This is a genomic window from Pseudorhodoplanes sinuspersici (assembly GCF_002119765.1).
Classification (GTDB): domain Bacteria; phylum Pseudomonadota; class Alphaproteobacteria; order Rhizobiales; family Xanthobacteraceae; genus Pseudorhodoplanes; species Pseudorhodoplanes sinuspersici.
The window spans coordinates 5,910,659-5,930,877 of the sequence record NZ_CP021112.1 but is presented as its reverse complement, the minus strand read 5'-3'; the positions used below and the strand labels follow the sequence as shown (position 1 = coordinate 5,930,877).

Here is a 20,219-nt window from a genome sequence, read left to right as displayed (position 1 = left end):
TGCCCCAGAATCGCACAGAGCCTTGCGCGCTTTTCCCATTGCTCTCGCCCGCTGGCCTGTTTTCCAATCCGGGCCAGATTTCATTCCGGCCGCCGGGGTCAGCGATTTAGCAGAGGGACAGGGACAATGATGAATCGACGTCTTGTGGCATCCGTATTTGCAGCCACCGTGGCGATCTCGGTCGGGTTGTGGGCGGCCGGCGATGCAGCCGCAAAGGATACCGTGAAAATCGCCTTCATCGGCCCGCTCACGGGCGGCAGTTCCGCGCCTGGCCTCGGCGGGCGCAACTCTGCGCTGCTCGCCGTGCAATTGCGCAACGCCGATCCGAAAGCGAAATATTCCTACGAACTCGTCACCCTCGACGACGAGTGCAAGCCCAATGTCGGCATCCAGGTCGCGACCAAGGCGGCGTCGGACAAGTCCATCATAGCTGGCGTGACGCATTATTGCTCGACGGTCGGCATCGCGACGGTCGACACCTATCACCGCTTCCAGCTTCCGGTGGTGGTGTGGGGCGCCGTGCTGCCGGAGATCACCTATGGCAACAACTACGCGGAAATTCATCGCGTCAACGGAACCATGGTCGATGAAGGCAAGCTCGCCGCGAAATTCCTCGCCGACAATAAATACAAGCGCGTCGCGATCCTGCACGACACGACCGACTACGGCAAAGGTCAGAACAAATACTTCAGCAAGTTCCTGTCCGAATCGGGCGGAGAAATCGCCGCAACATTCCCTGTCGCACCGGACCAGCAGGATTTCACGGCCGAGCTGACCAAGATCAAGGAGCTGAGGCCGGAAGTGATCTACTGGGGAGGTCTCACTCCTGGCGGTGTGCGCATCCGCGCGCAGATGGATCGCGTCGGCGTGAATGCCCAGTTCATCGCGGTGTCCGGCATTCTCAATGCGGGCTTCATCGAAGGCGCCGGCGCCTCGGCGGAAGGAACGGTGTCGTTCCATAACGGCGCTCCGATCGAGAAATATGCGCAGGGCCGCACCTTCCTCGATGCTTATGCGAAGGCCGGTTTCCGCGAAGATCCTGACGCCTATGGGCCCTTCGCCTACACCGCCGCCAATCTGATCATGGACGCCATCGAAAAAGTCGGTCCGGACCGCAAGAAGGTGCAGGACGCGCTCAACAAAACCAAAGGTTATGCTGGTCTTGTCGGCACAATCAACTTCGACGATCATCGCCAGAACATCGTCACGCCGTATGTCTATGTCGTGCAGAACCGCAAATGGACCTATTGGCCGGACAGCGAATATGCCGGCGGCAAGAAGTCGCTCACCGGCCTTGCCAAATGAGGTCGATACAAGCTTATCGTCGTGGGTGGAATGGAGCGACGATGACTCTTGCAGACCTGCATCTCGTGATCTCGCAGCAAGGAGGCTGAGATGGATTTCGGCCTTCTTGCCCAGCACATCTTCAATGGGCTTATGCTTGGTGTGATCTACGCGATGATAGCGGTTGGCTTTTCGCTGTTCTTCGGCGTGCTCGATGTGATCAAGTTCTCGCACGGCGATGTGCTGGCCACCGGCGCCTTTGCAAGTCTAGGTGCGGTCACTCTTGTCGGCGTCAACTCCGGACTGCCGGCGATTGTCATTCTCCTTGTGGGCCTGCTGGCTGGTCTCGCCGCTGGCGCGATCGCCGGCGTGATCGTTGGCCGTACGCTCGTACTGCCGCTTCGGCATGCGCCGGCCGTCAATGTGCTGCTCGCAACCCTGATGGCGGGCACGGTGCTGCGCGAGATCATCCGCCTCGGTGTGCCGAATGGCGGCAATCCCAAACCGTTCCCGGCTTTGCTGCCAGCCGGCAATATCCAGTTCGGCTCGTTCAGCATCGGCATCGACAGCGTGATCATTCTCGCCTGCGGGTTGGCGCTGGTCGGCATCACGCATTTTGTTGTGACGCATACGCGGCTCGGTCTCGCCATCCGCGCAGTGGCGCAGGAACCAGATGTCGCGCAATTATCCGGCATCGATTTCCAGCGCGTGGTGCTGGGTACCTTCGCGATCGGCTCCGCGCTCGCGGCCTTCGCCGGCCTGATGCTCGGTCTCTATTATCGCGAGATCAACTTCAACATGGGCGTTCTGCTTGGCGTGATCGGATTCGCCGCGGCGGTGGTGGGCGGTCTTGGCAATCTGCTCGGCGCGATCCTTGGCGGCTTTCTGTTTGCCGGTGCGCAGACGCTGGCAACCATCGCGCTGCCTTTCTCGAGCGCCTACAAGGACGTGGTCGCTTTTGCGGTGGTGATTGTGCTGATTGGCCTGTTCCCGACCGGGCTTATTCCGGAAAAGAGCAGCGAGCGGGTGTAAAGGTGACCTTGCTCGTGCCCTCCACCGAAACTGCCTGGCCGCCTTTGGTGCGGCGCTTCCCCCGTCTTGTTATCGTTGGCGTCGTCGGGCTCGTCTTCGCGGCGCTCGCGTTTCTGTTGCATGCCGAAAACCAGATTAGCGTTGTGGCCGTGCTTGTGAGTTTCGTGGCGCTAATCGGCGTCGTTGACGGCACCGCTATCGGACGCGACTTGACCGCGACGTGCCGTCGCCATGCCGGCTTCGGTAACGGGGTCGCCCTTATCGGTGCGCTGGCGCTGGTCGTGCTTTTCCGTGACGACCATTACACGTTGCTGATGATGACAACGGTCGCGCTCTATGCGGCCGCCTGCATCGGGCTCAATCTGCAGCTTGCCTTCGCCGGTGTCGTGAATTTCGCGGGTGCCGCGTTCTTCGCCATCGGCTCTTACACGGCTGCGATCCTCGGCAATCATACGGCTCTGCCACATCTCCTTGTGCTCGCTGGCTGCGGGATCGTCGCCGGGGTGCTCGGCCTTTGCGTGCTGCTGCCGGTGTTGCGTACGCGCGGACACTATGCGGCGCTGGTCACGATTGCATTCGGCCTACTGATCAGGACGTTCCTTGAAGTGAACGATCTGCTCGGCGGTCCACAGGGGCTGAAAGTGCCCGGTCTCGATCTCTTCGGTCTGCAGTTCAACAATGTCCGGGAGATCGGTCCGATCGATCTGTCTTTTTACGTGCCTTATGCGGTGTTCGGAATCCTGCTCTTCGCCGGCGCCTTCGTCCTCGTCCGCTTGATCGAGAATTCATGGATAGGCATCAGTCTCGATGCGGTGCGCGCAGATGAAGTTGCGGCGTCCGTCTTCGGTCTCAGCATCGCCTATTGGAAGGCCTTCGCCTTTCTCGTCGGCAACATGCTGATCGGCGTAGCCGGTGGCGCCTATGGCATGATGAACGGCTTCATCAATCCCAACGGCGCAGGCCTCGGCGATTCCCTGATCCTGCTCTCGATCATCGTGCTCGGAGGACTCGGCAATCTCTGGGGCACTATCGGTGCAGCCGTCGTCATCCTGGTGCTACCGGAGAAGCTGCAGGCGATTCAGGAATACCGGCTACTGATTTTCGCGATCCTGGTGATGCTGATCCTGCGTTTTCGGCCCTCCGGCATCATGCCGCGGTCCCTGCGCATGCTGTCACGCGTCTTGTCGCGGGGAGAGCGGGCATGAGCTGCGATCTTCTGGTCTGCAACGATCTGACGATGACCTTCGGCGGCCTGACCGCGCTCGATGCGCTCGATTTCGCGATCGCGCGCGACGAGATCGTCGGCCTCGTCGGACCCAACGGGTCCGGTAAAACCACCTTCTTCAACGTGCTGACCGGGCTTTACCAGCCGTCGGCCGGCGCGGTTTCCTTCGATGGCGTCGACCTTTTTGCCAAGCCGCCGCAGAAGATCGCGGCGGCCGGGATCGCGCGCACCTTCCAGCGCTCGCGCCTGATGCTGGACCAGACCGTGTTTGACAACGTCATGGTCGGCACGCTGCGTAAGCTGAACCTCGGCTTTGCAGCGAATATCTTACGTCGCGGGGCCTGGCGGCGCGAGCTCGACAGTATGATCGACCGTGTTGGCGCGCTGGTGCGGCGCTTCAATCCGGCGATCGCGAACCGTCTGTTCGAGCCGGTCGGCACCTTTACCATGATCGACCGCCGGCGTATCGAAATCTGCCGCGCACTGATCGGCGAGCCGCGTCTCTTGCTCCTGGATGAACCCTCCGCCGGGATGACGCACGAAGAAACCTACAAGCTGATGGACGACGTGGTTGCGATGCGTGACCTGATGTCGGACCTCGCCATCGTGCTGGTTGAACACGAGATGAATGTCATCCGCCGCGTCAGCGACCGCTGCGTGGTGCTGAATTTCGGCCGCAAGATCTATGAGGGCGATTTCGACGGGCTGATCGCCGATCCCAAGGTGCAGGCGGCCTATCTGGGGCAGGCGGCATGATGACCGCGACGCGCGATCTCGACGTGGTCAATCTGTCGGCCGGCTATGACCGGGCGGATGTGCTGACTGAGATGAATGTGTCCGCCAAGGCGGGCAGTGTGACGTGTATTCTCGGAGCCAATGGGGCTGGCAAGTCGACGCTTATTCGTTCCATACTTGGACTTTGTCGCGTCAGCAGCGGAACTGTCCGGTTCGGGAGCGACGTAATCTCCGATATGCCGACACATCGCATCGCTGCCTTGGGGATTGCTACCATTCCAGAAGGCAATCGCGTCTTCCCGCGCATGACGGTGCTGGAAAATCTGCGGGTCGGCGGCTTGCTGGTGCGTGATGCCGCGCGCGAGCGCAAGCGCCTCGATGAGTTGTTCAATATCTTTCCCCGGCTTGAAGAGCGCCGTAATCAGCTTGCGGGAACACTGTCAGGCGGCGAGCGCTCGATGCTCTCAATCGCGCGCGGCCTGATGACTGATCCCGAATTTGTCATTTTCGACGAGCCGTCGCTCGGCCTATCGCCGCTCTTTGTCGGCGAAGTGTTCAAGATCGTGCGGCGGCTGAAGGAGAGTGGCGTTACCATCCTGCTGGTCGAGCAAAATGTCCGCCAGACTCTTGACGTTGCCGACTATGGCTATCTGCTGTCGCAGGGCCGTGTGGTGACGGCCGGACCGACGGAAACGCTGAAGAACGATCCCGAATTGCACAAGGCCTATTTCGGCGTGCATTAGCACCGGAGTTCGGGGCTCAGGAGAAAATATTCATGGCCGTATCCGTGTTTGAACGGGTTCACCCGCTGCGCAAGCCGAAAGACTTCGTGCCGGCGGTGCAGCGTTGGTCGGTGGCGCTGCCGAACCGCTATGACCGGTTCTATGTCTCCTTCTTTGGCGTTCAAAGCGAGAACGACGATGGCGTAACTGCGCCGTCGTTCTTCCGCTGGGTTGCCGAGGCTCTTGCGTTGTCCGACGCGCCCATCGTGCATGACCACGCGCGCTTCGTCGACGATCAGGGGCTGACCACTCACATCGTCGCCATGTACTGGATCGACCCGGAACAATACGAGGCGTGGTCTAACGCACCCGCGAATGTCACCTGGTGGAACGACCCGGCGCGGCTGAACGAGCCGTGGGGTTATTTCCGCGAATGCCTGACGGTGCCGCTGGACCGCCAGGAAACGCTGTATTGGCAGGATTATCCGGGGGGCCTGAGCAGGGCGGCCGAGGTCGGAATCTATCCGACGCCTTACTGCGGCTATTACGGCGCGATGCGTGACCGGATTCCGATGGCCGCCGCCGATCTGCTGGAGACGCCGAAGACTGAAGGGATCGGCGAGGCGGTTGTGCGCGCGACGAAAGGCGCGCGCTGGAGAATCCATACGCCGCATAATTTCGCAGTCATTCGCTCCGCTGCCTATTGGGGCGCTTGCGATGACGAGCAGCACGAGGATTTCATGACCAACCTGCGCTCGCCGCTGGAAAAGGGCATGGACTATCTTCGCAACAATGCCACTGCGACCGGGTGCTGCTCGCTGCGCTATCAGCAGACCTGCGACGCAGCCGGGAATGTCGAGCCCGAGGCACACGCGCTCGGCTATTTCCTGTCGCTATCGCATTTGGAGACATGGGCCGAAGGGCATCCGTCGCACCATGCGATCTTTTCGGCCGCGATCGCGCGCTACAAAAAATATGGCAAGCTCAACCAACTCCGCACCTGGCACGAAGTCTTCGTGCTCCCGGCCGAAGGGCAGCATTTCGAATACATCAATTGCGCGCCGGAGACGGGTATTCTTCCCTATTTTGAGGCTAAACGGCTTGCATGAGAAAATTTCGTGGCGGCAGCACCAAGATGTGAGTTGCTTTTCCACAGCCTCAAGCTGTGAAAGTCTCTGGGCCCGAAATCGTTCATTTGGAGGCGATTTTCTGTCGCAGTTTCAAAGGGCTTTTCTGCAGAAGGAATGTGTCCAGTTCGAATCCAGGCGTCCCAGCCAAATTATCGTTATTTTGTAATTGCTTGTCGGCGGGGCCATGTTCCATTCTGAACGGGCCTATTCCGCCATTCTGAATCATCATCATCGTCGAGGTGCTCGGCTTCGGCGGCGGAAGCGGGGATGCGCGCCAAACAGCGGCGAAGAGGAGCAGCGACGACGAGGGCAAGGCTCGCGAAGGGGACCCGGCTGCTCGATGAGTCAGCATTTGTCATACGACACGCTCACATGGCCGGCTAAGCGATCAATAAGACATTGTCGAAGCTCTGATCTGTTTCGCACACAAAGCTTCTCATATCCGCGACGGCGATAGGTCACGATCGTACTGACCCCGACACCGAGCTCACGGGCGATAGTGTTCTGGTCAATGCCGGAGAAGATAAAGGCGAGAACCTGCGCCTCGCGCCGGCTAAGGCCGATGTTCTCCATGCCGTGAAGCCGCTGTGCGATTGCCGCCGGATGATCCGCCAAGTTTGCGTCATGCGATCCATAAGTCAGCCGCACATGCCTTTCGATGGCCGCCATGACGATCGGGGCAGCGGCCTCGAAACACTCGATCTGGGCTTGCGCGAACGGGCCGCTGGTCCGGTTCCGATAGGCATTGGCGATGATCGGAACGGTGCCGGCCTTGCAGATGGAGATGCGTTCGACCACTTCGCCCTCGGCATAGCATTCGTGGCGGTAGTCGAGATCACGAATGACGCTGGACGGACGGCGTATGATCTTGACGTTGCGATGGGCCCGTCCCAGCGTTGATGCGGTTGCGGTATCGCGTTTCCAATATTTCTGGACGTAGCGCAGGGTCGCGTTGCGCGCGAAGGCGGATCGGTCGGGGTCGACACTCTCGGCGAACAATGACTGTGGCGTGTCATCGAAGATCGCGAAGCCCGAGCACATATCGGCCGCGCACAGACCGTGGAACGTCCGCATGATCCGGTCGGCAAATCCCGTCTCGCCGATATGGGAGACGAGGTCCGCCAACAGGTCGCTCTGGCTGGAACCGGGGGTGTCCATCGGATGTCATCCCTCAAGGGGGACATTCTGTCTCTTCCGGAGGACTAGCTTGTCAAGAGAGATGCCCGATTGCGGCGCCGCAATCGAACAAGCATTCGGAGGAAACGGCGATGGACTCGGCGAGCAAACCGCCCCGGATCAAGGGCCTTTATCATTATTCCTATCCTTGCCGCGACGGCGAGGAAACGCGCAGGTTCTACGAGGACCTGCTCGGGTTGCCGCTGGTGAACTGCATGCAGTCGGACACCGTGCCGAGCACCGGCGAAAAGCGACCCTATGCGCATTTCTTTTTTGAAATGGGCGACGGCTCGTATCTGGCGTTCTTCGACCTGGGTCGCAACGAGATGCCGCTTCCGTCTCCCAACACGCCGGATTGGGTGATGCATTTCGCTGTCGAGGTCGAAACCGTCGACCAGGTGCTGGCGATCAAGCGGCGCCTCAATGATGCCGGCGTCAAGACGACCGATCTGGTCGACCACCACTTCATCAACTCGATCTATTTCTACGATCCGAACGGCCTGCGCCTCGAAGTGACGGCGCGGGTCGACGAGCCGGGCTATCTGGAGAAGGCCGCGGCCGAAGCCCATGACGGCATGAATGCATGGATGGAGAAGAAGGCGAGGATGCTCGCGGAGGGCTGACCCATGTCCGAACATGCATACATCGAGACGAAGCGGCAGAGCTGCTTATTTCGCTTCGGCCATAGGTGCGGGCGGAGCGAAATCCGGCGAATAGGGCGGCAAGTGCCAGAGTCTCGCGCCGGCGTCCCCTGATCATTCGGCGGATGGTCGCGGACTTGTGGCTGCCGAGATTGTCGATCACGACAATGTCGCCGGGCCTAAACACCCACACCGCATTGTGTGAGACCTTCGCTCCGCGCGCGGCCAGTTCCTATGGGAGAAGCAGCGGTAGCACGACGCGAGATTTACGATCACCGCCGTGAAGGATGCGAACTGTCGTCACCGCACAATCCATCAATCGTGTGTCGGGCAGGGGCACGCTTTTGCCCGGATTGATCATGAACGCTGGCCACGCCGCCGCTTGCACCGACAGGCGCAACGCGGCTCCTTGCGGCACGGTACAAAACGTTGCCTGCAGCGCATTGCGACGCGGTCCAGGTATGCTGCGATCGGTCACACGCAAGAATCCGGTCGTAAGTGTAATGGCGCGCCCGTCCGGCGAGACCTGCGACAGCGTGCAATAAAGATCGTGCGTCGGCTGATCGCAATCGACATCGAGTTCCACAGCAATTTCGCCGAACAACGTGAGCGGCGCGGTGAGAGGCGATGTTGTGTAAACCGCAACATCGCCGCGATCGTCGATCGCTGCGCGGTTCTGGAAACCGCCCGGCTGTCCGGTCGCGCCGCCGATGGCCGGCGCCGGCCGCCAGGGATCGTGCAACAGCCAATCGACGCCTTTATGCCCCGGCTCGGCTGCCAGCACACCGTCATCCGGCGTCGCTGCTGCGAGTCCGTTCGAGCCAAGATGAAAGACCACGTCGCGCGTCTGCGGCAGACTTGCGAAATCCTCCCAAGCCTTGCGGCCAATATCGAACAGCCGCACGCCGGAAGGCGGCTCGCCAATGCCGCGCAGATGCGCATCGAAGAACGCGATCTGTTCGGCGTCGATACAGGAGGCCGCCTCCGCTCCGAGATCGAGCGCACCGACATTGCGGCCCCACGGCATATGCTGCCACGGACCGATCAGCAGACGTTGCGGCGCGCCGCCCGCCGTGAATGCGGCATGGGACGCAAGCGTGCCGCCGAGCATCGTGTCCTGCCAGCCGCCGATGTGAAGCGCCGGGATGTCGAGCGCGTCTTCGCGCAGATGAGCCGACGGCGCAATCGTCGCCCAATAGGCCGGGTCGTCGTTCAGCCAGTCTTGATAGTGTGTGTAATGCGCGTAGCGCACGAGCGCATCGGGCAAAGCCGGTGTCGCGCCGCCAACCGGTGCGCCGCGCCCGGCCGCGGCGAGCGCGGCAAAAGCCACAGCATCGCCCGCAAGCCGCGCCTGCTCCGCGCCCATCTGGCATGCCCAGCCGATATTGCCGGCGAGCCGGAACGCACCGCCCTCATAAGCCCAGTCGTCGCGGATATTCCATGCCGCCATGGTCGGCGCAATCGCATCGGGACGCTTGCCGCCGCGCGTGCGCGCACCGGCCATCGCGAGAAACTGGCTGGTGCCCTGATAGCTGAAGCCGTAGAGCCCGACCTTACCGCTGGCGCCCGGCAGGTCCGCCGCCCAGTCGAGTGCTGTTGCACCATCGTCGACATCGTTGGCAAAAAGACGGAATGTGCCGCCGCTGTCACCGCGTCCGCGCGAATCCTGGATCGCGACAATATAGCCATGCGCCGCATACCAGGCGGGATGCGCAAACACGACCGCCGACGCAATGCGCCGCCCATAAGGCTGGCGCATCATCAGGACAGGATGTGGCCCGGGCGTGTCGGGACGATAGATGTCGGTTGCAAGCTCAACGCCGTCCGCGCAACGCATCATCACGGTCTCGGGCCCGGAGACCGTAGAGAGACGCCGCCCGCCGGATATCGGTCTAGCTCCGTGCATAATCGGTGCCTGGCGTCAGCGTGGTCATCGGAAATTGCGCGACTTCGCCCAGGAGACGCACCAGGGCGTTCGCCGCACGCTCGACAAGCTCTCGCCCTTTCTGCGGATCGGCTGCCGCCGCGTTGCCCGCCGCGCCGGCCGGATGAAGGTCCTGCATCTGCCAGCCGAACCCGACCGCACCTTCCGGCGTCAGCATGGCGCCGGCTTCTTCCAGTTTCACCGAGAGCGGCACGAAATTCTTCGCCTGTGTCATATCCACCAGATCGGGATGCAGATGCCGCATGATGCTGGTCTCCGACTCGCCGGCATGGATGCCGTGCTTGCGCTCCTGCGCGCCGATCAGATCGCTGGAATCGACCGTGCGGAACCAGGAGCAACCCACCGCCAGCATGCCGAGCTTCACACGCAATTCCCGGGTGACGATATCCATCACCTGCGGCTGTCCGCCATGCGAATTGTAATAGACGATGCGCTGGCAGCCGGCGCGATGCACGCTCTCGCCGATTTCGGTCCACATCCGCGCCAGCGTTTCATAGGATAAACCCAGCGTGCCGGGAAAAGCGAGATGCTCGTCGGATTTGCCGACCGGCATCGGCGGAAGAATCAGCACCGGTAGATCGTCCGGCATCTGTGCGACCGCGCGTTTGACGATGCCGTCATTGATCGCGGCGTCGACCCGCACCGGCAGATGCGGTCCGTGCTGCTCGACCGCGCCGATCTGCTGCAAGGCGACGATCTTCGACATGTCGAGCGCGGCGAAGTCGCGGGTCGACAGGTCCCACCAGTAACGGGATTTGAGTTTCATGCGTGATCCGGGAAAACAAGGGAACGGTCATTCCGGGGCACGTGCGTCAGCACGTGAACCCGGAATCCAGGGGCGGCGTGCGTGGTGTTTGTGGCTCTGGATTCCGGGTTCGCGCCTTTCAGGCGCGCCCCGGAATGACGGAACATACTCATGCCACCAGCCGTCCGCTGACGGCCAGCGACGCCAGTTCGCTCTTGGCAATCTTGCCGGTTGGCGTCATCGGCAATTCGGCGACGACATTCACCACCAGCGCCTCAAGATCGTAAGGCACCTGGCCGGTGATCGCCTTCTTCAAAGCGATGCGGTCCGCCTTGGCATCGCTGTGCAACGTCACGAAGGCGGTCGGGCGTGCGCCGAGAACAGGGTCAGGTATCCCGACGAGCGCCGCCTGCCGCACGCCCTGCACACGGCATAGCGCTTCTTCCACATCGCGCGGATACCAGGCCGTGCCCGCAACCTCGATCAGCTCTGCTCTCCGGCTGCGCATCGTCAGATAACCATCGTCATCAAAGACGCCGAGATCGCCGGTACGCAGCCAGCCGCCGCGCCTCGCCTCCTTGGTCTTCTCCGGCTTGCCCCAATAGCCCCACATGAAGCCGCCGCGCAGCACGATGTCGCCAACCTCGCCGACCGGCAGCGGTTTGTCTTCCGGTCCGAAGACGCGCACCTCCTTATCCGGCAGCGCCGGGCCGACGCGCTGCAGCTTGTCGTCATCCATTTCGAGATCGGGAAAGCCGAGCCCGACGAAGCCGCCAAGCTCGCTCTGGCCGTAGCTCTCGACCAGCGGGATTTTCAGTTCGTCGCGCCAGGCCATCTTCAGCGTCGGCGGCACCGGGCCGCCGCCCGACAGCGAGAAGCGCAAGTTGCCTGGCGCGCGGCCCTTCAGCCGGCTTTCGGTCAGCACCTCTTCCAGCAGTGGCGGATTGCCGACAAGGAACGTGGCCCCCAGCCTGTCGATCGCGGCATAGCCGGTGCTTTGTGTCCAGCGGCCCATCACATTGATGGTGGCACCGACCGCGAGCGGCGGCAGAAGGTTGCCGACAAGCTGATACGAGCTCGACAGGGCTGACGGTCCGAACGAAATGTCGTCACCCGTGATGCGCAGACGCTCGCCAATACAGCGCGAGGCACGCACGGTCGGCTCGTGGCACAGGCATGCGCCCTTGGGTTGGCCGGTCGTGCCCGACGTATAGGACAGATGCGCGATCGCGCCCTCGTCCCACGGATCGGGCGGGCTCGCGAAATTCGCGGCCAGCAGTTCGGGCAGCGAATGTGCCTTTTCCTGCGGACCGTCCATGCAGACCAGATGCTTCACCGACGGCGCATGGGCCGCCGCCGCGCGCACCGGCTCGCCCATGTCGTGAGTGTAAATGACGACGCTCGGGGTGTGGTCGGCGAAATAATAGGGAAGCTGATCGGCGAATTTCACATTGACCAATGCCGCGATAGCGCCGATGCGCCAGCAGGCAAGCATGCAGATCAGATAATCCATGCCGTTATGCGCGAAGATGGTGACACGATCGCCCTTCGTCACGCCGAGATGGTGCAGTGCCCCGGCAAACCGCTCCATCGCCGCGACTGCTTGCGTATTGGTCAGAGCCATGTCGCGATCGACCCAGCGCAACGCGATTTTCGACGGCTGGCGTTCGGCATTGTCGAGCAGCAATTGATGCATCAGCATGAGGACTACTCCGCCGCAACTGCGGCCACAGACTGAGGGGCGGAAATCTCGCGTGGGAACGGCTTCGCTTCGGTGACGAAATTCAGTTCGCCGTAATCCGGCAGCTCAAGCGATTGCCGCCGTCCTGCGCGGAGGATGATGCGATCGGATTGCGGCCGTGCGATCAATTCGTTCATCGAGCGTGCATTCAGGATGATCAGATCAGCGGGGTGTTCCACCGCAATCAGCCTCTGCGGCAGCCCCATGATCGACGCCGGTACATTCGTGGCGAGTGCCGGCGCGTCGCCATGCGGATGGTCAAGATGGAGAATGCGCACGCCCTGCCGGAAGGTGTCGAGCATATCGTGATCGCCATAGGCGTAGAACGGGTCTCGGCAATTGTCGCCGGCCATCGCCACGCGAATGCCGGCCTTGCGCAGTTCCTTGACCAGCGTGACGCCGCGCCAGCGCGGCGTGCGCGCCGCCACGCGGTCCTGCAGATACATGTTCACAGTCGGGAGCGTGACGATGTTGATGCGCGCCTTTGCCACCAGCTCAATGGTGCGCGCGACGCGATCATCATCCTGCACAGCCAGGCTGCAACAATGGCCGCAGGTGACGCGGCCTTCATAACCGTGCTTCAGCGTGGCCTGCGCGACATTCCAGAGCGTGGTTGCGGCGGGGTCGCTGGTTTCATCGACATGCAGATCGATGTCGAGATCGCGTTCGGCGGCAAGCGTGAACACGCGATCAATCAGCGCGTCGAGATCGTCCATCTCCGGGCCGTGCACCGCGCCGCTCGCGCGCGTGACACCGCCCATGATGCCGCCGGACTCAGCCACCAGATCGGCGAGATGATCGCCATAGCGGCCCGCATACATGTCGATCGGCATCAGGCCGGCCGCCTGCAATTCGATGCGGCCGCGCCAGAGATCGCGCATCTCGCGGAACACCGCCCACGAGATATCGCCCTGTGGATCGTGCGAATCCAGATGCGTGCGAATTGCGGTCACGCCATGCGCCTCGGCGCAGCGCAGTCCGAAGTCCATGCGGCGGCGGACGTCCTCCGCGCGCCAGTAACGCATGCGGTCGTAGCTCGTCGCGTCACGCGCGCCGGCAAAGTCTCCGTCCGGATTTTGCGTGCGGTCGATGATGTGAGCCTTGTCGAGATGCGCGTGCGTGTCGACGAGCGTCGGCCAGACATGGCGGCCGGCGAGATCCACCGCCGCGATCCCGTCGGAGGGCGCCTGTCCCGCCGGAGTGAGGGCCGCGACCGTCCCGTTGGAGATGCGGATGTCGATCAGCAGGGCATCATCGAGGTCCGAAGGGACACCTTGCGGTGCATCCGCCAGCAGACAGGCCGGCACGCGAGCGCGATGCAGAACGTAGTCGGGAGCGGAAGGAAGGTTCAGCGATCTGGGGTTTCTCATCGCGAGGAAGGCTCGGAATTGTCTGAGGAAGCGGGCTTCTACGAGCATGACTCTCGGCAAGGATGCCGAGCCTTAAAAGCAGCAATTTGCGATCAAGGTGCTGCAGTTTTTAGAACGCTTGCTGCCTATCAGAGCGGCGTTCCTGTCTCGATGGCCGCCTTGATGGCGCTCGCCAGCAAGTTCGCTGCGCTTTCCAGCGGTCCTTTCGCCCGATGGACCAGGCTCAGAACCTGCGGCTTGCTGTCGATCTCGCGCACGGGAACAACCTTGAGCAAACCGGCGCGCAATTCCTCGCCGATATCGACGGAGTTGAGGAAGGTGATGTTGGGCTTGGTCTGGGCCAGGCGCTTCATCAGGCCGATCGAATTGGTTTCGATGGCAAGACTGAGGTCGTAATCGAGATCGGCCACTGATTCGAGCACGTCGCGGATGGTCATCGAGGGATCGGCGATGATCATCGGATAATCGAAGCATTCCGCCAGCCGCAGTGAGGTTCGCCGCGCCAGCGGATGATCGGGAGCCATCACCGCACCGAGCCGGAATTCGCAGCGCAGGAAAGTGGTAAGCCGCGGATTGTTTTCGAGATTATAGGCGAGTGCAATATCGGCTTCACCGCTCACCACCGCCGCAATCGTGTTGTCGCGTGGCAGCGTCAGCACCCGCAGCTTGATGCCGGGATGTGCGGCGGTGAACCTTTCAATAACAGGGGCCAGAAATCCCGCAGCAATCCCCGTTGTGGTTACGATGGTGACGTCGCCGCGCCGCAAGCCGCGCAGAGCCTCAATGCGGGTGCGGACGCGCTCGTGCTCCTTCAGCGTCTGGCGCACATGGTTGATCAGCAATTCGCCAGCCGTGGTCAGCCGCAAGCCGCGCGGCAACCGCTCGAAAATCGGCGACCCGATCTCCTGTTCCAGCGCCAGGATCTGCCGGTTGATGGCGGAAGAGGCGACATTGAGCCGGCTCGAGGCTTTTCGGATTGACCCGCTGCGGGCCACCTCGTCGAGATAACGGAGCAGGCGGGCGTGCAGCATCCTGTGGCGGTCCTGATGGTCGAATGAGCGCGCCTAATCGCTAGGCACCAGATCAGTGGGTCTTTAGCATCAGCGTTCTAAAAAAGAGAGCAAGATGATCAAAAAATGATGCTTTTCTTGCTCGATCCGATCCTCTGAAATCGTGGAAATGCGGGTTTTCGCGCGATTGGCCGTGGCGCCCGCCAGCCCAGCCCTCCCTCGGGGCGCAGGAAGGATCGAACATCATGGCGACACGTCTCACCCGCCGCACTCTCCTCCTCTTGCTTGCTTTCGCCGCTGGTCCTGGTGTCGGACTTGGCACCTCAGTTCCCGCCGCCGCTGCCGACAAGATCACATTTCTCACCAGCTGGTACGCGCAAGCTGAACACGGCGGCTTTTATCAGGCCAAGGCGACGGGTCTTTACGAGAAGGCGGGCATCGATGCGACCATCCGCATGGGCGGCCCGCAGGTGAACGCGATCCAGCTCCTGCTCGCCGGCGAAGTCGACATGATCATGGGCTACGACATCCAGGTCCTGAAGGGTATCGAACAGGGGCTTCCTGTCGTCACCGTCGGCGCGTCGTTTCAGTATGACCTGCAGGGCATGATGACGCATGACGATGTCAAGAGCCTTGCCGGTCTCAAAGACAAGACAATCCTGATCGCCTCCTCCGGTCGAACCACCTGGTGGCCGTGGCTGAAGAAGAAGTTTAACTACGCCGACGAGCAGACCAAGGCTTACACCTTCAACCTGCAACCATTCTTTGCCGACAAGAATATCGCACAACAAGCTTATCCTTCATCCGAGCCATTCCAGGCACAGCAGAACAACGCGCCGGCGAAGTTCTTCCTGTTCGCAGCCGACGGCTATCCGCCTTACGGCACCACGATGGTGACGACGCGCAAATTCCTTGAGGCGAATCCCGATCTGGTGAAACGCTTCGTACGCGCCTCGCTGCAGGGCTGGAAGGATTACATCTCCAATCCAGGCCCGGCCAACGTGCTGATCAAGGAAGCCAATCCGAAGATGTCGGATGCGCAGATCGCCTTCGGCATCCAGAAGATGAAGGAACTGAAGGTGCTGGATGGCGGAGATGCTGCGACGCAAGGCATCGGCGTCATGACCGAGGAGCGCTGGAAGAAAACCTATGACTATTTGGTCGAGGCCGGTCTCTTGAAGCCCGGCACCGATTGGAAGAGGGCCTTCACCACCGAGTTCGTCAAAGACCTGAAGATCATGATGTGAAGGCGGATGCGATGCGAGCCACCACCGCCGTGGAGCACATTCCCACCCTCAATCTCGTGACGGCCGGCACCGTTCGTGCGCGGCAGAAGAGCGGAGAGCCAGTCGTCGAAGTGCTTTCGGCGGAAAAGGTCTTCGCGAATGGCACGCGCGGCCTTGATCCCATCGACCTGACCATCCGCGACGGTGAGTTCGTTTCGCTGATCGGTCCCTCCGGCTGCGGCAAGAGCACCTTGCTAAAACTCGTCGCTGGGCTGTCCGAGCCGACCGACGGAAAACTCGTGTGGTGGCGCGGCGGCTTCGACCAAGTGGGGCAACCGGGTCGGCAAATGTCGTTTGTCTTCCAAGATCCCACGCTGATGCCGTGGAGCCGTGTTGAAACGAATGTGCGTTTGCCGCTCGACCTCGCAGGCAAGAACACGGCGGAAGCGAATCAGCGGGTCGATGCGGCCCTGAATACGGTAGGACTGTCCGAATACCGGCGTCACTTCCCGCGCCAGCTCTCCGGCGGCATGCGCATGCGCGCCTCGATTGCGCGCGCACTTGTCACCGATCCGAATCTCCTGCTGATGGATGAGCCTTTTGGTGCGCTTGACGAATTCACCCGCAACAAGCTCGACAGCGATCTCGTCTCGCTGTGGTGGGGCAAGTCGCTGACTGTGATCTTCGTCACTCATTCGATCTACGAAGCCATCTTCCTCTCGACGCGGATCATCATCATGGCGGCGCGGCCGGGCCGCATCTTCGGCGAGATGATCATCTCCGAGCCGCATCCGCGCGACGATTCCTTCCGTACCAGTCAGCGATTCGCACAGCTCTGCCGTGATCTCTCCAACATGCTGACCGAAGCCTCGCTTGCAAGCACCGGATGAAATCGCCATGCCCCTGATCAAGTCGGAAGCCTTTCTACGGATCGTTTCGCCAGCCATTGCGGGACTTGCGTTGATCGCCTTGTGGGAGGGATTCTGCCGCGCTCACCAGATTCCGAGTTATTTATTTCCCGCACCGAGTGCGATCGCGGAATCGCTGGTCACTGACGCTCCGTCGCTCCTGCGCGCACTGTGGGTAACCATGCGCGTTTCGCTGATCGCCTTCGCGCTGGCGACAATTCTTGGCACTCTCATCGCCTTCGCCTTCGTACAGAGCAAGGTGATCGAGCGTGCTTTTCTGCCTTATGCCGTAGTGTTGCAAGTCACGCCGATCGTTGCCATCGCACCGTTGATCATCATTTTGGTGAAAGACACACAGATCGCGCTCGTCATCTGCGCCACGATCATTGCCATCTTCCCAATTATCGCCAACACCATTCTCGGCCTGCGCAGCGTCGATCATGGTCTCACCAACCTGTTCACTCTCAACAAGGCGAACCGTCTGCAGACGCTGGTGCGGCTGCGCATCCCGAGCGCGTTGCCTTATTTCTTCGGCGGCTTGCGCATTTCCAGCGGCCTCGCGCTGATCGGCGCGGTCGTTGCCGAGTTTGTCGCCGGCACCGGCGGCCGCAGCGCCGGACTGGCGTACGAAATCCTGCAAGCCGGATTCCAGCTCGCGATCCCGCGCATGTTTGCAGCTCTCTTCCTGATCACCGTTGCCGGAATCGTCCTGTTCGTCGCTATGGCCAGCCTGTCGCGACTGGCGCTGGGCGAGTGGCACGAAAGCGAAGTCGCACCCGAAACCTGATCAACGACTGGAGACAGCCATGCTGACGACCCAGCAAAAGGTATTCCGCCGCTTCTGGTACGCCACCCTGCGTCTGGAAGACCTAAAAAATGGGCCGAAATCCTTTACTCTCCTCGGGGAGAAGCTCGTGATCTGGCTCGATCCCAATGGCGAACCCGCTTGTCTGCAAGACCGCTGCTGTCATCGCACGGCAAAGCTGTCAAAAGGCTGGTGCGAGAATGGCAACATCGTCTGCGGCTATCACGGCTGGACCTATGACCGCGACGGCACGTTGGTCAAAATCCCGCAATTCTCACCGGAGCAAATCGTGCCGCGGCTCGGTGTGCGGCCCTATCATTGCGCCTCGCGCTACGGCTATGCTTGGGTCTGCCTCGACGAGCCACTGATGCCGATCCCGGACATTCCGGAGGATCGCGATCCGGCCTATCGCCGTGTCCAGCAGTTCCACGACGACTGGAAGACCGCGCCGCTGCGCATGATGGAGAATTCCTTCGACAATGCGCATTTCGCTTTCGTGCACAAGAACACCTTCGGCCAACTGAACCAGCCGAAGCCTGAGAAATACGAGATCAAGGAAACCGACTACGGCTTCGAGGCGGAGACGATTATCACGATCGGCAATCCACCGATGGCGCATCGCATCACCGGCACCACAGCATCAGAAACCAAGCGCCACATGCGCAACAAGTGGTTCATGCCGTTCTGCCGCCGGCTCGACATGGAATATCCGTCGGGTTTGCGCCACATCATCTTCAACTGCGCAACGCCGGTCGATGACGGCAATATCAAGCTTGCGCAGATCCTCTATCGCAACGACACCGAGGAAAGCTGCTCGACGCAGGCGCTGATCGCCTGGGACGCCGTCATCCTCGAGGAAGACCGTGACATTCTGGAATCCACCGATCCCGACGCACCGGTCGACATGAGCCGCAAGGTCGAGGCGCATATGCCCTCCGACCGGCCCGGCATGATCATGCGCCGCCGCCTGATGGAGTTGCTGGAGCAGCATGGCGAGAAGGAAGTCTCGCACGCTCAGAAAGCCTATGTCATTCCCGGCCAGATCGGCGCCGACCTCGCCAGCCTGACGAGGTAATTGCCAATGCTCGCACGCACGTCACGCATCGAAAACCTGCTGCAGGACCTCGGCGGCGTTCCGGTCGTCACCGATCCACAGCGCGTGCGCAAGAGGAGCCGCGATTTCTTCTGGTACAGCCCGGTGCTCAACGAAGAGCTGAAGGACGTCAGCGGCGAGGTGCTGGTTGAAGCCACGAGCGAAGCGCATGTGATCGCGACCGCGGCGGCCTGCGCACGGCACGGCGTGCCGCTCACCGTGCGCGGCGGCGGCACTGGCAATTACGGGCAATGCGTGCCGCTAGAAGGCGGTGTCGTGCTCGATATCATGGGCATGGACAAGATCGAATGGCACCGCGCTGATGTGGTGCGAGCTGAGCCAGGTATCCGCCTCAACAAACTTGACGATACGCTGCGGCCGAATGGCTGGGAATCGCGCATGCATCCCTCGACCAAGCGCACGGCCTCGCTCGGCGGCTTCATCGCTGGCGGCTCCGGTGGCGTCGGCTCGGTGACGTGGGGCGGGCTGGTCGAACCGGGAAACATTCTTGCTGCGCGCATCGTCACGCTGGAAGCCGAGCCGCGCGTCATCGAACTGCGCGCCGACGCGGCGCAGAAGATCAATCGCGCCTATGGCACGACCGGCATCATCACGGCATTGGAGATGCCTCTGGCGCCGGCTTATCCCTGGATCGATATCATCGTTGCCTTCGACAGCGTCGAGGCCGCGCTCAAGGGCGGACAAGCCGTCGCCTATGCCGATGGGATCGCCAAGAAACTGGTGACGCCGATCGGCTGGCCGCTGCCAAGCTATTTTACGCCGCTGAAGGAGGCCGCGCCCGAGGGCAAGAGCCTGCTCCTGTGCATGATCGCGCAGAATTCGATCGAGCCGTTCAAGGACCTCGTGCGCCGAGCGGGCGGCACCATTACGCACGAAAAGCCGACGGCGGAAGAACCGGGTAGTATCCCGCTCTATGAATATTGCTGGAACCATTCTACGCTTCAGGTGCTGAAGAGCGACCGCTCCTACACGTATCTGCAATGTCTCTATCCAGCTGACCGTGCCATCGAGAGTGCGCTGAAAATGGTCGACATCTTCGGCGACGAGTTGATGCCGCATTTCGAGTTCATTCGCTTCGGCGGCAAGATGACGTTCTCGGGTCTGCCAGTGGTGCGCTACACGACGCGCGAGCGGCTGTGGGAAATCATCGCGATCCACGAAGACAACGGCATCATGGTTGCAAATCCGCATGTGGTGACGCTCGAGGATGGCAGCCGTCACAAGCGAGCGAATGCAGACCAGTTCGGATTCAAGGGCGAAGTCGATCCGCTGGGGCTGCTCAATCCCGGCAAGATGCGCAGTTTTTTACGACGTTCCGGGCCATTTTAGGTCACAGTCAGATTTGCGCGTGTTGCCGGGGATCTCTTGCTCCAGGCGCGCCGGATCGAGCGGCGGGGCAGATGCGCTAAG

At 61.5% G+C, this 20,219-nt stretch carries 18 protein-coding genes and 1 pseudogene; 12 read left to right on the top strand and 7 right to left on the bottom strand.

The window, feature by feature from the left end; translation table 11 throughout:
• Positions 1–126 precede the first annotated feature (126 nt).
• The 6 genes from CAK95_RS28720 to CAK95_RS28695 all read left to right on the top strand — a co-directional run bounded on the left by CAK95_RS28720 (position 127) and on the right by CAK95_RS28695 (position 6,107).
• Positions 127–1,305 (top strand): branched-chain amino acid ABC transporter substrate-binding protein, encoded by a 1,179-nt coding sequence (locus CAK95_RS28720; RefSeq protein WP_086091069.1) that lies wholly within the window; start codon positions 127–129, stop codon positions 1,303–1,305.
• 90 nt (positions 1,306–1,395) lie between these two features.
• The gene (locus CAK95_RS28715; protein WP_086091068.1) at positions 1,396–2,316 is read left to right on the top strand and encodes a branched-chain amino acid ABC transporter permease; all 921 of its coding nucleotides are present in this window, start codon (positions 1,396–1,398) and stop codon (positions 2,314–2,316) included.
• 14 nt (positions 2,317–2,330) lie between these two features.
• Positions 2,331–3,521: a branched-chain amino acid ABC transporter permease gene (locus CAK95_RS28710; RefSeq protein ID WP_245303562.1), complete on the top strand. Its 1,191-nt coding sequence runs from the start codon at positions 2,331–2,333 to the stop codon at positions 3,519–3,521.
• Positions 3,518–4,297, top strand: a complete 780-nt coding sequence (locus CAK95_RS28705) for an ABC transporter ATP-binding protein (protein WP_086091067.1) — start codon at positions 3,518–3,520, stop codon at positions 4,295–4,297. Before CAK95_RS28710 ends, CAK95_RS28705 begins: the two co-directional genes overlap by 4 nt.
• Positions 4,294–5,019, top strand: a complete 726-nt coding sequence (locus CAK95_RS28700; protein ID WP_086091066.1) for an ABC transporter ATP-binding protein — start codon at positions 4,294–4,296, stop codon at positions 5,017–5,019. The genes CAK95_RS28705 and CAK95_RS28700 overlap by 4 nt, the downstream gene beginning before the upstream one ends.
• Positions 5,020–5,051: 32 nt before the next feature.
• Positions 5,052–6,107 (top strand): phenylacetaldoxime dehydratase family protein, encoded by a 1,056-nt coding sequence (locus CAK95_RS28695; protein WP_086091065.1) that lies wholly within the window; start codon positions 5,052–5,054, stop codon positions 6,105–6,107.
• A 366-nt stretch (positions 6,108–6,473) separates the two neighbouring features.
• Here the strand turns inward: CAK95_RS28695 and CAK95_RS28690 are convergent, their stop codons facing one another.
• On the bottom strand, positions 6,474–7,286 hold the full coding sequence (locus tag CAK95_RS28690; protein ID WP_086091064.1) for a helix-turn-helix transcriptional regulator: 813 nt from the start codon (positions 7,284–7,286) through the stop codon (positions 6,474–6,476).
• A 110-nt stretch (positions 7,287–7,396) separates the two neighbouring features.
• Between CAK95_RS28690 and CAK95_RS28685 the strand changes: the two genes are divergently transcribed.
• Positions 7,397–7,927 (top strand): VOC family protein, encoded by a 531-nt coding sequence (locus CAK95_RS28685; protein WP_086091063.1) that lies wholly within the window; start codon positions 7,397–7,399, stop codon positions 7,925–7,927.
• A 72-nt stretch (positions 7,928–7,999) separates the two neighbouring features.
• Here the strand turns inward: CAK95_RS28685 and CAK95_RS29685 are convergent.
• The 6 genes and pseudogenes from CAK95_RS29685 to CAK95_RS28660 all read right to left on the bottom strand — a co-directional run.
• Positions 8,000–8,126, bottom strand: a pseudogene (locus CAK95_RS29685) (transposase); the annotation flags it as partial.
• Positions 8,127–8,177: 51 nt separating this feature from the next.
• Positions 8,178–9,785, bottom strand: a complete 1,608-nt coding sequence (locus CAK95_RS28680) for a CocE/NonD family hydrolase (RefSeq protein ID WP_086091062.1) — start codon at positions 9,783–9,785, stop codon at positions 8,178–8,180.
• Between the two features lie 52 nt (positions 9,786–9,837).
• A complete protein-coding gene (locus tag CAK95_RS28675) occupies positions 9,838–10,656 on the bottom strand; it encodes a creatininase family protein (RefSeq protein WP_086091061.1) in 819 nt (272 codons plus the stop codon).
• 148 nt (positions 10,657–10,804) lie between these two features.
• A complete protein-coding gene (locus tag CAK95_RS28670) occupies positions 10,805–12,337 on the bottom strand; it encodes a class I adenylate-forming enzyme family protein (RefSeq protein ID WP_086091060.1) in 1,533 nt (510 codons plus the stop codon).
• Between the two features lie 5 nt (positions 12,338–12,342).
• Positions 12,343–13,746: a cytosine deaminase gene (locus CAK95_RS28665; protein ID WP_086091726.1), complete on the bottom strand. Its 1,404-nt coding sequence runs from the start codon at positions 13,744–13,746 to the stop codon at positions 12,343–12,345.
• A gap of 128 nt (positions 13,747–13,874) precedes the next feature.
• A complete protein-coding gene (locus tag CAK95_RS28660) occupies positions 13,875–14,777 on the bottom strand; it encodes a LysR family transcriptional regulator (RefSeq protein WP_086091059.1) in 903 nt (300 codons plus the stop codon).
• A 224-nt stretch (positions 14,778–15,001) separates the two neighbouring features.
• On the opposite strand from CAK95_RS28660, the gene CAK95_RS28655 reads away from it, so the two are divergent.
• The 5 genes from CAK95_RS28655 to CAK95_RS28635 are packed head-to-tail and all read left to right on the top strand — an operon-like array spanning position 15,002 to position 20,138.
• Positions 15,002–16,003, top strand: coding sequence for an ABC transporter substrate-binding protein (locus CAK95_RS28655; protein WP_086091058.1), 1,002 nt, complete (start codon positions 15,002–15,004; stop codon positions 16,001–16,003).
• A gap of 11 nt (positions 16,004–16,014) precedes the next feature.
• Positions 16,015–16,872 (top strand): ABC transporter ATP-binding protein, encoded by an 858-nt coding sequence (locus CAK95_RS28650; RefSeq protein WP_086091725.1) that lies wholly within the window; start codon positions 16,015–16,017, stop codon positions 16,870–16,872.
• Between the two features lies 1 nt (position 16,873).
• Entirely contained in the window at positions 16,874–17,677 is an 804-nt protein-coding gene (locus tag CAK95_RS28645; protein WP_425349718.1) for an ABC transporter permease, read from the top strand.
• A 19-nt stretch (positions 17,678–17,696) separates the two neighbouring features.
• On the top strand, positions 17,697–18,770 hold the full coding sequence (locus tag CAK95_RS28640) for an aromatic ring-hydroxylating dioxygenase subunit alpha (RefSeq protein ID WP_086091056.1): 1,074 nt from the start codon (positions 17,697–17,699) through the stop codon (positions 18,768–18,770).
• 6 nt (positions 18,771–18,776) lie between these two features.
• On the top strand, positions 18,777–20,138 hold the full coding sequence (locus CAK95_RS28635; RefSeq protein ID WP_086091055.1) for an FAD-binding oxidoreductase: 1,362 nt from the start codon (positions 18,777–18,779) through the stop codon (positions 20,136–20,138).
• Positions 20,139–20,219 lie beyond the last annotated feature (81 nt).